Source organism: Bacillota bacterium, from assembly GCA_024655925.1.
GTDB lineage: Bacteria > Bacillota > DTU025 > DTU025 > JANLFS01 > JANLFS01.
This window is the reverse complement of sequence record JANLFS010000088.1, coordinates 1-12046: the sequence shown is the minus strand read 5'-3', so window position 1 is coordinate 12046 and position 12046 is coordinate 1. Positions and strand designations below refer to the sequence as shown.

Below are 12046 nucleotides of genomic sequence, written 5' to 3'. Positions count from 1 at the left end.
AGCGCTACGGAAAGGCTCTTCAGCTCTTCTTCCCTACTGTGGATTGACGCGGTCCTAAGCGCCGGAGGCATAGTGCAGGGATCTCGGTTGTGTGGTAGAGTGGGCACAGGAGCACTGGACACGGGAGGGGTCTTTATGAGGCTATCTTTTCGGATGAGGGAACCCGGCAGTACTCTTACCCATCTTCCGGCGTTCGCAGCGGCGATCGTAGGCCTGGTTGTCCTCATCGTGCTGACTAGGCACTCAGTCCCTGGCCTGGTAACGATGGCCGTGTACGGCACCAGCATGGTGGTGCTCTACGGCGCAAGTTCCGTATATCACTGGGTGGTTACGACTCCAGAGAAGACTATGATCTTCAAGAAAGTCGACCACATGGCCATCTACTTCCTGATAGCGGGATCCTACACCCCTGTGCTCTACGTGGGGCTGGACGGGGCGTGGAGATGGGCGACACTCGGGGCGATCTGGGGGTTATCCGCCCTGGGAATGGTGCTGAAACTTTGGTTCATCGGGCTTCCCAGGGCCCTTACGGCGGTCCTCTACGCCATCCTCGGCTGGCTCGCGGTAATCCCGTTCCCGGCGCTCATGAAGACGCTCCCGACGGGCGCCATCGTCCTCATCATCGCAGGCGGATTGGCATACACTCTCGGCGCCTTCATCTACGCGACGAAGTGGCCTGATCTTGTGCCGGGGCGGTTTGGGTTTCACGAGGTGTTCCACCTCTTCACAGTGGTGGGGAGCGCTGCGCACTTCGTCGCGATCGCCGTGTACATCGCTCCCCTCGCTGCTTGAAGGCCCACGCTGTATGCTACCTCTCGCCCTCCTGCAATACTCTGTGAGCGATGTCCGGGTTGTCCGTGAACACCCCGTCCACTCCGATCTCGAAATAGTAGCGACGGAGTTCTTCTTCCAGGCTCCGCGCGTAAGACGGCAGCGCCTCCGCCCGGAACGTGTAGGGATGCACCACCAGCCCGCGGGCTTGGGCCTCCCGCACCAGTGACAGGTTGTCGACAGCTTGCCCGCGAGAGCTCATTATCCTCGACGTCGTCGGGCCGATCCCGTTCGCATACGTGGCAACCTTGTCCAACCCCTCCCGGGTGACCATAGCATCGTAGTCGCGCGAACCCGCTATCAGCTGGACCAGGCGAAGCTTGGTGCCGAACTCGAATCTCAGGCGCATCAGACAATGCGCCTCAAAAGACTGCACGAAGATATTGGAATCTGCGTCCCGGTATCCATACTCGTAGAGGACATTCAGCACGATGCGGTCTATATCGAACGCCTCTCTCAGGTGGAAGGCGGACCCCTTGATCTCCGGGTAGATCCCAACATTCCGCCCTGTGCTCTTGTTGAGTCCCAAGATCAGCTCGATCTCTTCCGCAAGGGTGGGCACTTCGAACTTGGACTTGCCCACCGGGAACCGGCCTGTGAACACAACAATCCCCGTTGCCGGGTTGACTCTCTCGTTCACCCTGAGCGCCTTCACCTCGGACAGTGCGAAGTCGATGGCGTACCATCGCCTGTCGGGCCTGGCGCGGTCCGGAAAGACTTCGCGCACGTTGGTGGTGGCGTTAAGGTAGATGTCGTGCAGAACGATGGGGACGAGATCTTTTGTGAGGACAACGTCCTGCTCTATGAAGTCCGCCCCCATTGCGTAGGCCATCGATGCTGCCTCCAGCGTGTGCTCTGGAAGATAGGCGGAGGCGCCTCTGTGAGCGATCACGATCTTCCGGGCCGTCTCCGCCCCAGTACCGCACCTGTCTGCAAGACATGCTCCGGTGCCTGCTCCGTGCCACGCTGCCACGACCGCCAAAACCATGCCGATCGCCGACACGAGTGCCCTGTGGCGCAATGCGGATTTGTGCGGGAGAGACATTCCCCACCCCCCCTTTTCGAAGTAGCAGTCCCCTCTCAGAGGAGCGCTCCAATGATCGCGGCCGCGGGCCCGCGGCTGTCTCCCAGCCGTCTCCTCTGCGCGTAGTATTCTAAGTATTCCACCTATTCTCCTGCCCGGGGCTCCTCGCGCAACCGGGTCGGGAGAGGACGAGGCATCTGGGATTGGCCTGCTATCACGTGCGGGTTGTGTGACTCTGCTGCGAGAGGACGAGGCGTCTCGGCGCCGTTGCCGACCACGTCCGGGCTCCCGCACTCAGCCCAGCTAGGGCGCGGGGCGGATATGTGCCTTACGCCCTCTGGCAAACCCGAGCCAGGTAGCATATGGTGCTGTAGACTCTACCTATGGGGAGTGAGAGACCATGGAGGAAGAGGAGAAGGAGAAGGAGACGCAGAAGGAAACACAAAAGGAAGAGGCGGGAACGCGCCAGGTGCCCGCGTGCCTCGGTGGGACGCTGTACCAGGTCCGAGCTGGGGATACCTTCTGGGAGCTGGCTCGCCGCTTCGGGACGACTGTTGAGGCCATTCAGGCAGCAAACCCCGGGGTTGATCCCAGAAACCTGCAGGTGGGACAGGTTATCTGCATCCCTGGAGTCGCCCCTCCGACGCCTGTGCCGCCAATGCCGCCAGTTTGCCCTGGCGGGACTATATACATAGTGCAGCCTGGCGACACCTTGTATAGGATCGCCCTCCGATTCGGGATCACCGTGGACGCCCTGCTCCTCGCGAACCCGGGGATCGACCCGTTGCGCCTTATGGTAGGGCAGGCGATATGCGTTCCTCTCACCCCTGTGCCGGTTCCGCCGAGGGCATGCGCGCTTCTGCTCAGGCCGACTTTGCCCACGGCCCCAGGCGCCGGGGGTGTGGCATGGATTCGCACAGACGCTACGGGCCAGACCCAGGTTCTGGTGGCGGGGACGAATCTCCCGAGCCCAGCGGGGTTAGGGGCCCCGTCATACACGGCCCTCTTGGCATGGGAGCGGACCACATTCGAGATCCCGATGGTGCAGATCCCGGGGACTTTCACGTGGGTGGGCGCTGTCGCCACATCCTTCCCACCGATCTTCTTCAGCATCGGCAGTGTGGATGTGTTCCCCGGCCCAGTCCTGGGCGGGCTTGTAGCCGACTGCAGATAGAGAAGACTCACAAAAGAGGCCTGCCGGTGACAGCAGGCCTCTTAGGTCCGGTTTGGCTTCAATGTGTGGAGCGCCGCCGCCCGGCCGTGCCACTCCGTCGCTGCGGCGCCGCGACTCCCACTCCGAAGAACCAGGCCGCTATCAGGACGAGGTGGTCCACGCCCACATCGGCACCCGGGCGGGCATCGCGCACCTCAGCCTGAGCTCGACGTCAGCCCAGTTTACAAGGTTCCACCAGGCTTGGATGTAGTCCTTTCGCCTGTTATGATAGTCGATGTAGTAAGCATGTTCCCACATGTCCAGGACGAGGATGGGTATCGTACCCCATTGTGTCAGGTTCTCATGCCTTGCTGCGGTGAGGATTTCGAGCCTGCCCCACTGAGGTTGCCAGACGAGAACGGCCCACCCCGACCCGCGAACCGCCTCCGCCGCCCGGGTGAACTCCTCGCGGAACTGCTGGAACGATCCGAACGCCGCCTTCAACTGCTCTGCGACCATTTCATCCGGCTCTCCGCCTCCACCCGGCCGCATGTTCGTCCAGTAGATGCTGTGCAGTATGTGGCCTGACCCATGGAATGCAAGGTCATTTGCGTTGGCCCAGTCACGCTCGGTTTTTCGCTCCGCCTTGTTCAAGCCTTCCACATAGGTGGAATGATGTTTCGTGTAATGCGTCTCAAGTTGCGTCCGGCTCAGATAGGGTTCGAGCGCGTCATAGGAGTAGGGCAGAGGCGGCAGCTTGTGCTCGCCCCTCGGAACCACTAACACCGCTGGGATCATACTCTCTGGCTGCGTCCCTTCTGCACACACCAACCTGATCACCTCCGATTCCCATGGTATGCCCGGTCGGCAGCTCTCGCTCCGGTGCCAGCCCGCACGGCGGTCCGACGCCCTTCCGCGGGCCCGGAAGCCTTGGCGGATCCGGAAGCCCTGGCTGGTCCGGACGCCCCGGTGGACCGGGATGCCTCAGCGTGCCGGCGCCTCTGCCGGCTGACCTCGGGCCGCTCCGCGCCCCATCCACCTGGCTAATGCCCCGGAATCGCCGCCTCGTGTGCTCCAGTCCCGATCCCGATCCCTGTCCCTGCCTGCATGCCTGCGAAGAAAGCGTCCTGCTCCTCTGGCGCGACCCCGGCGTAACTTACTCCGAGAGCCCGCGCGAGCCATGGGTCGACGCAGCAGAGGTCATCTGGTCCCAGCTCGGAGACTGCGGCGTGGCCAAGGGAGTACATCACGTTCTTCATCTCATCTACGGATGCCTTCAAGAAGTTGACCAGGGACTTGACTGCGAGCTCCACATCGAACTTCTCGTGCAGGCGCCCTGAATGAAGGACGAGCTGGAGAGACGGTTCCCTCGGGCTGGCTTTGACCAGCTGCTGCGCGACCATGGCCATGACCGCGGCGGTGCCTATGTAGACCGCGTCCGCTCCCAGGGCCAGGGCTTTGAGGAACTGCCCCGGGGTGAAGAGGCCTCCTCCCGCCAGGAGGGAGACCCGGCCCCGAGCCCCACGGGACTCCAGGAACCTCCTCGCCCTCGCTATCGCGTATATGGTAGGAAGGCCCAAGTCATCCTCGCTGGTGGGAGATGTGGCGTGGGATGCGCCTTCCGCCCCGTCCACTGTCACGAAGTCCACTCCCGCGTCGAGGGCGATCGCGAGCTCCTTCTCAATGAAGTTAGACGCCGCCATCTTGACTCCTATCGGGACCTTGGTATCGCGTCTGAGCTGTCCCGCGACCCGCCTGAGGTCGGCGGGCCCGTCGATCCCGGGAACTCGCGAGTGGAGCACAACGTCCTCTCCTTCGCCTACCTCGAAGACCTGTCGCATCTCCTCGTCGATGAATCGGGCCGCGGTCCGCTGGGGGGACGACCCCTGCGCGCCCTGCCCGAGCTGGATCTCAACTGCATCGAGTTGAGTGTACTTGTCCGGCGTGTTGAGGTATCCGCCCCTGTTGTACTGGCCTATGAGTCTCGTTGCGGCCTCTCTTTCAGCAGTCAGCAGCCCGGCTTCACCTGTGTTCGTGGCAGTGCCCATCTCTGTCGCGGCCCGGGCGAGCGCGACCTTCGCGTCTCGGCTCAGAGCGGAGCCATATGACATGCCCGCGATGAACACGGGTATCTGGAGTTTGAGGGGGTTCTCGGACTCGGGTCCGATTGTCACGGAGGTGTCGATGGTGAGGTAGTCCTCAACGGGAAGCCGATACAGGTGAACCGGGTTTAGCAGAAGCAGTTCCCAGGGGGAGAGGTGGAGATGCGTGCCGAGCGGCCGTTCGAGGGCGGTTCCTTGTGTCGCGCGCATGAGAAGCTCCATTATGTTGAAGAACGACATGCGCTTGGCGACCGACAGCACCGAGAGAAGGTTGTCGGTGTACTTGTCCTTGAGCATCTTGAAGACCAGATCGTCCGCGGCTTCGTTCATCGCCCCTGAAGCAATGTTCGTCATCCACTGCAGAACCATATTCATACCTCGCTTTCCGAATCTCTCTGCCTCCTAGTATTGCCGCACAGGTGAATTCACCGCGGAATACAGCTGAGTTAGGCCGGGCGCGAGCATGGCGGGCTGGCCGCAGGCCCATGCAGGGGCCGCCGGCAGCCGCCGCGGTCGGCGAATGCCTTCGCGCCGGCGCAGCCGGCCCAAGCAAAAAGCGAGGTGTTGGGTTTGAGGGGCATGTACATTGGGAGCGGCAAGGCTCTCATTTCGACGGTTTGGGGCGGCATGCTGATCGTGCCTTCTCAGGATTTGAGCGTCGCCCCTGGTCTGATCATAAACGGAATCCACGAGCCGCAGCTTACGAATTACCTTGGGAAGACTATCAAGCCCGGGTTCACCTGCGTGGATGTCGGGGCCAACATAGGCTACTTCACGGTTCTCATGGGGCACCTGGTTGGACCCAAAGGCAAGGTGACGGCTTACGAGCCGGACCCAGTGAACCATTCGTTCCTTCTAGACAACTTGTCCATCAACTGTCTTCGGGACAGGGTGACGCCCCTGGAGTGCGCGGTCTACTCATCCTCCGACGAGATCGCGTTCTACCTGAGCACCCGGTTTCGCGGACACGCTTCCATCCACAGGCACGGAAAGGAGTACTTCCACCATTACACTGATGAGATCACTCAGGTGGAGGTGCCTGCGGAACGTCTTGATTCGCGATTCAGGGCGGGGGACCATATCGACCTGATCAAGTTGGATATTGAGGGCGGAGAATACCACGCGCTACTGGGCGCGTCCGACTTGATTGAGAATTGGTCGGTGGAGACATGGGTGTTCGAGGTGAATCCGATGATGCTCTCAGGCGACCGGCTCTCGTTTCACGATCTTCTAGCGGAGATCTCCCGAAGTCACGACGCCGGGTTTTTCACTCTGGCCCCCGACGGCGAGGCAATCCCCACGGAGCTGGACGAGGTCTTTGCCGAGGACGGGAACCCAAGTGTCGTTATGAGAAGAAGATGTTCGAGCGACCACTTGACATGACCGGATGGTCACGTGCCCGCCTGCTCACGTGAGGGAGGGGGCATGCCAATGCCGACTCAGACGTTCTTCAACCTGCCTGAGGCGAAGCGTGACAGGATCGTTCAAATAGGCATGGAGGAACTCGCGCGAAACACGTACGCTCAGGCATCGGTCACTCGGATCGTGAGGCTCGCTGGTATTGCCAAGGGCAGTGTGTACCAGTACTTCGAGGACAAGAAAGACCTCTACTTCTACCTCGTGACTGGGGCGGGCCAGGCGAAGCTGGATTTCATCTCAAAGCACGCCCCCAAGCTCGACTGGAACGATTTCTACGGAAGCTATGCCAAATTGATGTTGACCGGGGCCAGATTCGACATCGACCAACCCCTTGAGAGCAGGATCCCGACAGGGGCGCTTGAGAGCCCTTTCAAATAGGAGATATTCGGGAAGATGAAGTCTATGTCAAGGGATTGGTTGGGAGGTCTAATCGAGGGAGCGCAGAAAACGGGGCAGATCCGGAGGGACTTGCGGTTCGATCTCATCGTTTTCTACGTTAACGCGCTCAGTACTGAATTCGGGAAGCTTCTGGCGGACAGGATCGGAGTCGAGTTCACTGAGCTCTTCCTGCCAGAGAACTTGTCAAGAGTGAAGGATCTGGACCTGCCCGGGGCGGTGGAGGACCTCGTGAGACTGATGAAGACCGGGCTTCAGCCTCAGGGCTGAGGGGCCGCAAACGCGAAAGGCCGCGGGTCTGGGGGATTTCATGGCGGTCTGCCTACGGACCTGAGGGGCCGCAGGCGTGAAGGACTGCGGATCTGATGAGCTGCAGACCCTTAGGGCGGCCCTCGGGAGAGCAGGACACAACGGAGGGACGGCTGACAATGATCGACGTAAAGAACCTGACATTCACCTATCCACGCGCGAGCTCCCCTGCTGTGCGGGACGTCAGTTTCGAGATTCCCCTAGGGCAGATCTTTGGGTTTCTCGGCCCGAGTGGAGCCGGGAAGAGCACTGCGCAGAGCATCATGACTGGGCTGCTGCAGGTGCAAAAGGGCAGTGTCAAGTACGAGGGCAAGGACGTCGCCAGCTTGGGCTGGCAGTGGTGTTCAGTGTGGTCCTGAACTTCGCTGTGCCTGCCCAGGTGAAAGTTGGGGCAGTGGAGTACGTGGTCGATCTGACAGAGGGGCAGTTGATCGCGGGGTTCTTTCGGAGCCAGGGTCAGGATGCGAGCTTGCTCCGATCCGAGCAGGAGCTGCTGGAGATCATGGAACAGAACCCGCGCGCGCTCGGGATCGTGTTCTCCGGCGGCCCAGAGGACCCGAAGGCCACCATATACAGGCAGGGATACGAGCCTGACCCGGCCATACTCGCCCTGCGGGCGGTGGTGGCCCGGGTGTGGAGCGATGCCGGAGGGCTTGGGATGCCAGAAGCTCACGAAAACATCTTCCTTCGGCCGGAGAGCGTGAAGCCTCCTTTCAACAAGAGCCTTGTGCCTCTAGTCCTCGCAACGGAAATGGTGTTCCTGGGGTTCCTGTTTGTTGCAGTCATGATGTTCCAGGGGAAGGCGGAGGGCGGAGTCCGCGCATTTCGGGTCAGCCCCTCCACCACACTGACCTATGTTGGGTCCAAAGTTGCGGCGAATGTGATAATGGCGGTCGTGTACGGGCTTCTCGTTCTTGTGTTCACAATCGGACTCCATCCGAACCTGCCCAGGGTCATGCTGGTGGTAGCGGCAACACGCGCTGTCATGACGTCTCTTGGTCTCGTGGTGGGGACGTTCTTTGGGGGGATCTCCGACTTCATCTACCCGGCGATCCTCATGATGCTGGCGATGGGCCTGCCGGTGAGATCATACTTCTTCCCCTCGTTCAGGCCCGCGTGGTTCCCGCTGACGCCTTCATACCAGTTGATGTTCACTGCGCGGGAGCTTCTGTTCCCAACAGGCAAGGTAGGTTTCTGCCTACCTCTTGCCCTGACCCTGGCGGCACAGGCCGCGCTTGCCTTTGGGCTTGCGTGGTTTGCGGTGGACCGCCGACTGATGAAGGAGGGCCGCTGAAATGCTTCGGCGCATAAAAAGCCTGCTTGCGAAGGACGTCTTGTTCACGATGAAGGAGAACATCATGATCTACCTGATCTTGTTCCCTTTGATCGCGGCGACGCTGCTTCGGGTCTTCCTTCCGTCCATGGAGGCCATGGATATGGAGTTCGCGGTGGACTCGTCGGTGCCAGCGGACATTGTGGCGGCGCTTGAGGACTATGCGATAGTGAGCCGGTACCCAGACATCGGATCACTGGAGAGGCGGGTCCTCGAGTTCGACGACGTGCCGGGGATAAACCTGGGCCAATCTGGATTCCGGGTGATCCTCGAGGGGAACGAGGAAAGCTACATCCGCGAACTTCCCGGGACGATCCTGGATTACGTGACCGACGGAGAAAGCCTGGTCAGGGCGGATATCAGGACCATCGGCACCGCGACGTCGTTTGCCCGTGAATACTCTGCGATCTTTCTGGTCCTGACGTGTGTGCTAATCGGGGGCGTAGGGATTGGGTTCAGCGTCATCGACGACAGGCAATCCAGAGTCCTCAGGGCGCTCGCGGTGAGCCCCGCAGGCACAATGGAGTATGTTCTCGCGAAAAGCCGCCTTGGGCTCCATACTTGCGGTTGTCCTATCGGTCGCGGCGACTTTCATCCTGGTGGGCCCATTGGGGGTGGACTACTGGAGACTCGCTGTCGGCGCCGTGGCTTCCCTTGGATTGGCTGTGCTCTTCGGCTTCCTGATCGGGTCCGCCGCGGCAAGCCAGATCGGAGCGATCGCGGTTCTCAAGATACTGATAGTGCCCTTTATCGGCATCCCGGCGGCTTCAATCTTCATCCCGACGCGTCTAATGTGGCTCGTGTACCCGTTTCCGAACTACGGGGCGTTTGAGTCGCTTCGTCGCGCGGTTATCGACACGGCGCTTCCGCTCATCCCGGCCGCGCTCGCGACGGCCGGCCTGAGCGGCGCGATGGTCGCGCTGCTCCTCCCAGTTATGGGCCGGAGGCTGCAACTGGCGGGTCCCGCCAGGGGAGGCGGAGAATAGCGGGCGAACGAACTTGCGCCGCGAAGTCGCTGCGGCGGAAAGAGCCAGCTCCGGAGGAAGTTGGCCCGTGTTGGCGGCAGGCCCGTTTGCGGAGGGACTCAAATCAACTCTGAGGAGGATATGAGAATGGCGTGGCGGGTATGGGTTATCATCATCGGCGTGGTGGCGGTGGCCGTGGTTCCGATCAAGCTCAGGATACTCAAGAAGATGCTGAACTCTCCACGGGAGACGCCCGAGGAGAGGGAAGAAGCAGAAAGCTAGAAGTCAGCAGGGGGTTTCTCCGGCGGAGGCTGTGCGCATCTGAATACGTTCCTGCGCGCAGCCTTCTCCTCTTTCGAGGCCCCTATGCCCTCAAGATGATGCCTATCGTTCACGGTGTGCACAACCGGGCCCATCGGGGTCATTTCCACCAAGTTGATGCAGCATGTATCCTGGCGGATCCTCCAGAACCCTTCGGGGCCGGCGCCCAGAGCCCAGAGCAACAGCAGCTTGTTTACGACGCGGTGGGACACGACTGCGATGGCGGCGTCGCGGTCCCGCCCGGCGGCATCATGTTCCCGTCTGGAGGCGACCTCCTCCAGTGAAGCCACCGCGCGCTCCATCACAGCGCAAAGACTCTCTCCACCGGGGAAGGTGAAGCTCGCGGGGTCGCGCTGCCACGCTGAGAGGAAGTCAGGGTAATTCCTCTTCACCGCCTCGATCTGTACACCTTCCCATTCACCGACGTCTATGTCGGAAAAGCCTTCATGTGGGATGACATCCAGGCCGTGGAAGGACGCTATGGCCTCCGCAGTCTGGAGGGCGCGGGAAAGCGGGCTGGAGTACACGGCTGTGAGGCCCACGGACGCAAGCGCTCTGCCTGTCGCCTCCGCCTGGGCTAGGCCGGTATCGTCCAGGGGTATATCGGCCCTGCCTCTGAAGACCTCTTCCCGATTCCATCCCGTCTCGCCGTGACGAACCACATATACTCTCATCCGATCATAACCCTCTCTTCAGCGAGATGGACATTGGCAACAATCTTCTTTCGCTGCGCCAGAGCAACCACCACAGTGAGCGGCCCGAGTCGTCCCATGAACATGGTCATGATTATCAGGATGCGACCAAAGTCTGACAGTCGAGGTGTTATACCGGTTGACAGACCCACAGTCCCGAAGGCGGACATGGCCTCGAACATGACTTCGAGAAAGGTTGCGCTCTCTGTGATGGAAAGAAGCATCGTCACCACAGCCACCAGAGCGAGTGCAATGGATGCTATGGTTGATGCCTTTTGGCTGAGATCCCTGGGTATGCGCCTCTCGTACATCTCCACTTCATCATATCCACGGATGGTAGAGGATATGGTGGAGATGAGCACACCGAACGTCGAGGTCTTGATTCCACCTCCAGTGGAACTCGGAGAGGCTCCGATGAACATGAGGATCATTACGAAGAACAAGGTGGCTGGCCGGAGGCTCGCTGTGTCTACGGTGTTGAATCCAGCGGTCCTCGGTGTGAGAGCTTGGAAGAACGCTGCGAGCAATCTATTTCCGGCGTCCATGTGTCCCATGGTGCTTGGGTTCGCGAACTCGAGACCCAGTATCACGAGGGTCCCGAGCGTCAAGAGGAAGACGGTGACGGTCAGCACCAGCCTGGTGTGGAGGGAAACCCGGTGCGAGTTGGCATGCCGACGGCCGGAGAGCTCCACGATCACGGGGAAGCCCAAGCCCCCGGCTATGATCAGTGCCGCCATGGTCAGAACGACTACCGCGTCTGTGGCCCACGAGGTGATGGACGAGAACGCCCCAGAAACCGGTCCGAAGAGATCGAACCCTGCGTTGCAGAATGCGGAGACTGCATGGAATATGCCGTAGTAAGCTGCTTGTCCGGCGGGCAGCCGCGACGAGAACCTGATGGCTAGAATCACGGCCCCTATGGCTTCAAGCACCAGAGTGGTGAGGGCTATGTGCCTCGTGAGCCGGATCAGCCCAGCCATGCTGAACTGGTTGAGGGACTCCTGCAGGAAGAGCCTTCCGCGGAGGGTTATGCGCCTTCCGAGGGCGAGCGCGATCAGGGTGGCCATGGACATGAAGCCCAGGCCACCCACCTGTATCAGGACGAGAATGACTAGTTCTCCAAAGAGCGAGAACTGAAGGCCAGTGTCTACCACCACGAGGCCTGTCACGCAAGTGGCGGACGTGGCGGTGAAAAGCGCGTCCAGGTAGCGGAGTCTCGAGCCGTCCGCGGAAGCGGCCGGCAGAGAGAGAAGGATGGATCCTATGAAGATGACCAGGGCGAAACCTGCCACGAGGAACTGGGCTGGATTGAGCCTAATGTTGCGAATCCTGCCTAGCAGGGTCATGCCAATGCCCATGAACAGGAACCCCCTATCGGACGCACTCAATGTACCACTCCTGGTGCGGGCTTGTCAATTTTCCTGCCCGCGAGCCCGAGAACTTCACGGCGGTGTAATCTTAGAGTAGGGTGCGGGAAGGGGAAGAAGGGGGGAAAGAAGAA

Annotated in this window: 14 protein-coding genes; 9 read left to right on the top strand and 5 right to left on the bottom strand. The window is 60.8% G+C overall.

All coding sequences use genetic code 11. The features are described 5' to 3' along the window. Positions 1-135 precede the first annotated feature (135 nt). A complete protein-coding gene (locus tag NUW23_12345) occupies positions 136-792 on the top strand; it encodes a hemolysin III family protein (GenBank protein MCR4426955.1) in 657 nt (218 codons plus the stop codon). Between the two features lie 16 nt (positions 793-808). Here the strand turns inward: NUW23_12345 and glpQ are convergent, their stop codons facing one another. After that, positions 809-1876, bottom strand: coding sequence for a glycerophosphodiester phosphodiesterase (gene glpQ, locus NUW23_12340; GenBank protein MCR4426954.1), 1068 nt, complete (start codon positions 1874-1876; stop codon positions 809-811). Between the two features lie 379 nt (positions 1877-2255). Between glpQ and NUW23_12335 the strand changes: the two genes are divergently transcribed. Further along, positions 2256-3029, top strand: coding sequence for a LysM domain-containing protein (locus NUW23_12335; GenBank protein MCR4426953.1), 774 nt, complete (start codon positions 2256-2258; stop codon positions 3027-3029). A gap of 141 nt (positions 3030-3170) precedes the next feature. Here NUW23_12335 and NUW23_12330 read toward each other — a convergent pair whose 3' ends face one another. After that, a complete protein-coding gene (locus NUW23_12330) occupies positions 3171-3806 on the bottom strand; it encodes a superoxide dismutase (GenBank protein MCR4426952.1) in 636 nt (211 codons plus the stop codon). Positions 3807-4051: 245 nt separating this feature from the next. Further along, complete coding sequence (locus tag NUW23_12325; protein ID MCR4426951.1) at positions 4052-5479, bottom strand: FMN-binding glutamate synthase family protein; 1428 nt, start codon at positions 5477-5479, stop codon at positions 4052-4054. A gap of 210 nt (positions 5480-5689) precedes the next feature. Between NUW23_12325 and NUW23_12320 the strand changes: the two genes are divergently transcribed. The 7 genes from NUW23_12320 to NUW23_12290 all read left to right on the top strand — a co-directional run bounded on the left by NUW23_12320 (position 5690) and on the right by NUW23_12290 (position 9814). Then, positions 5690-6493: an FkbM family methyltransferase gene (locus NUW23_12320; GenBank protein MCR4426950.1), complete on the top strand. Its 804-nt coding sequence runs from the start codon at positions 5690-5692 to the stop codon at positions 6491-6493. A 48-nt stretch (positions 6494-6541) separates the two neighbouring features. Next, a complete protein-coding gene (locus NUW23_12315; protein MCR4426949.1) occupies positions 6542-6907 on the top strand; it encodes a TetR/AcrR family transcriptional regulator in 366 nt (121 codons plus the stop codon). A 24-nt stretch (positions 6908-6931) separates the two neighbouring features. Further along, on the top strand, positions 6932-7195 hold the full coding sequence (locus tag NUW23_12310; GenBank protein MCR4426948.1) for a hypothetical protein: 264 nt from the start codon (positions 6932-6934) through the stop codon (positions 7193-7195). A 158-nt stretch (positions 7196-7353) separates the two neighbouring features. Further along, positions 7354-7593: an ATP-binding cassette domain-containing protein gene (locus NUW23_12305; protein MCR4426947.1), complete on the top strand. Its 240-nt coding sequence runs from the start codon at positions 7354-7356 to the stop codon at positions 7591-7593. Beyond that, the gene (locus tag NUW23_12300; protein MCR4426946.1) at positions 7575-8528 is read left to right on the top strand and encodes an ABC transporter permease; all 954 of its coding nucleotides are present in this window, start codon (positions 7575-7577) and stop codon (positions 8526-8528) included. The genes NUW23_12305 and NUW23_12300 overlap by 19 nt, the downstream gene beginning before the upstream one ends. A 1-nt stretch (position 8529) precedes the next feature. Further along, complete coding sequence (locus NUW23_12295; GenBank protein ID MCR4426945.1) at positions 8530-9399, top strand: ABC transporter permease; 870 nt, start codon at positions 8530-8532, stop codon at positions 9397-9399. 280 nt (positions 9400-9679) lie between these two features. Then, positions 9680-9814 carry a hypothetical protein gene (locus tag NUW23_12290; GenBank protein MCR4426944.1) on the top strand — a complete coding sequence of 45 codons (135 nt, stop codon included), beginning with the start codon at positions 9680-9682 and terminating at the stop codon, positions 9812-9814. Here the strand turns inward: NUW23_12290 and NUW23_12285 are convergent. Both NUW23_12285 and NUW23_12280 read right to left on the bottom strand, forming a co-directional pair. After that, entirely contained in the window at positions 9811-10527 is a 717-nt protein-coding gene (locus NUW23_12285) for a histidine phosphatase family protein (GenBank protein MCR4426943.1), read from the bottom strand. The two genes, NUW23_12290 and NUW23_12285, sit on opposite strands and share 4 nt — an antisense overlap. After that, positions 10524-11933, bottom strand: coding sequence for a TrkH family potassium uptake protein (locus NUW23_12280; protein ID MCR4426942.1), 1410 nt, complete (start codon positions 11931-11933; stop codon positions 10524-10526). The genes NUW23_12285 and NUW23_12280 overlap by 4 nt, the downstream gene beginning before the upstream one ends. Between the last annotated feature and the right edge of the window lie 113 nt (positions 11934-12046).

Excerpts from the sequence above, each read along its gene's own strand:
- NUW23_12330 (MCR4426952.1), bottom strand. The coding sequence starts at position 3,806 with ATGATCCCAGCGGTGTTAGTGGTTCCGAGGGGCGAGCACAAGCTGCCG.
- NUW23_12285 (MCR4426943.1), bottom strand. The coding sequence starts at position 10,527 with ATGAGAGTATATGTGGTTCGTCACGGCGAGACGGGATGGAATCGGGAA.
- NUW23_12295 (MCR4426945.1), top strand. The coding sequence starts at position 8,530 with ATGCTTCGGCGCATAAAAAGCCTGCTTGCGAAGGACGTCTTGTTCACG.
- NUW23_12345 (MCR4426955.1), top strand. The coding sequence starts at position 136 with ATGAGGCTATCTTTTCGGATGAGGGAACCCGGCAGTACTCTTACCCAT.
- NUW23_12325 (MCR4426951.1), bottom strand. The coding sequence starts at position 5,479 with ATGGTTCTGCAGTGGATGACGAACATTGCTTCAGGGGCGATGAACGAA.
- NUW23_12315 (MCR4426949.1), top strand. The coding sequence starts at position 6,542 with ATGCCGACTCAGACGTTCTTCAACCTGCCTGAGGCGAAGCGTGACAGG.
- NUW23_12310 (MCR4426948.1), top strand. The coding sequence starts at position 6,932 with ATGTCAAGGGATTGGTTGGGAGGTCTAATCGAGGGAGCGCAGAAAACG.
- NUW23_12305 (MCR4426947.1), top strand. The coding sequence starts at position 7,354 with ATGATCGACGTAAAGAACCTGACATTCACCTATCCACGCGCGAGCTCC.
- glpQ (MCR4426954.1), bottom strand. The coding sequence starts at position 1,876 with ATGTCTCTCCCGCACAAATCCGCATTGCGCCACAGGGCACTCGTGTCG.
- NUW23_12290 (MCR4426944.1), top strand. The coding sequence starts at position 9,680 with ATGGCGTGGCGGGTATGGGTTATCATCATCGGCGTGGTGGCGGTGGCC.
- NUW23_12320 (MCR4426950.1), top strand. The coding sequence starts at position 5,690 with ATGTACATTGGGAGCGGCAAGGCTCTCATTTCGACGGTTTGGGGCGGC.
- NUW23_12335 (MCR4426953.1), top strand. The coding sequence starts at position 2,256 with ATGGAGGAAGAGGAGAAGGAGAAGGAGACGCAGAAGGAAACACAAAAG.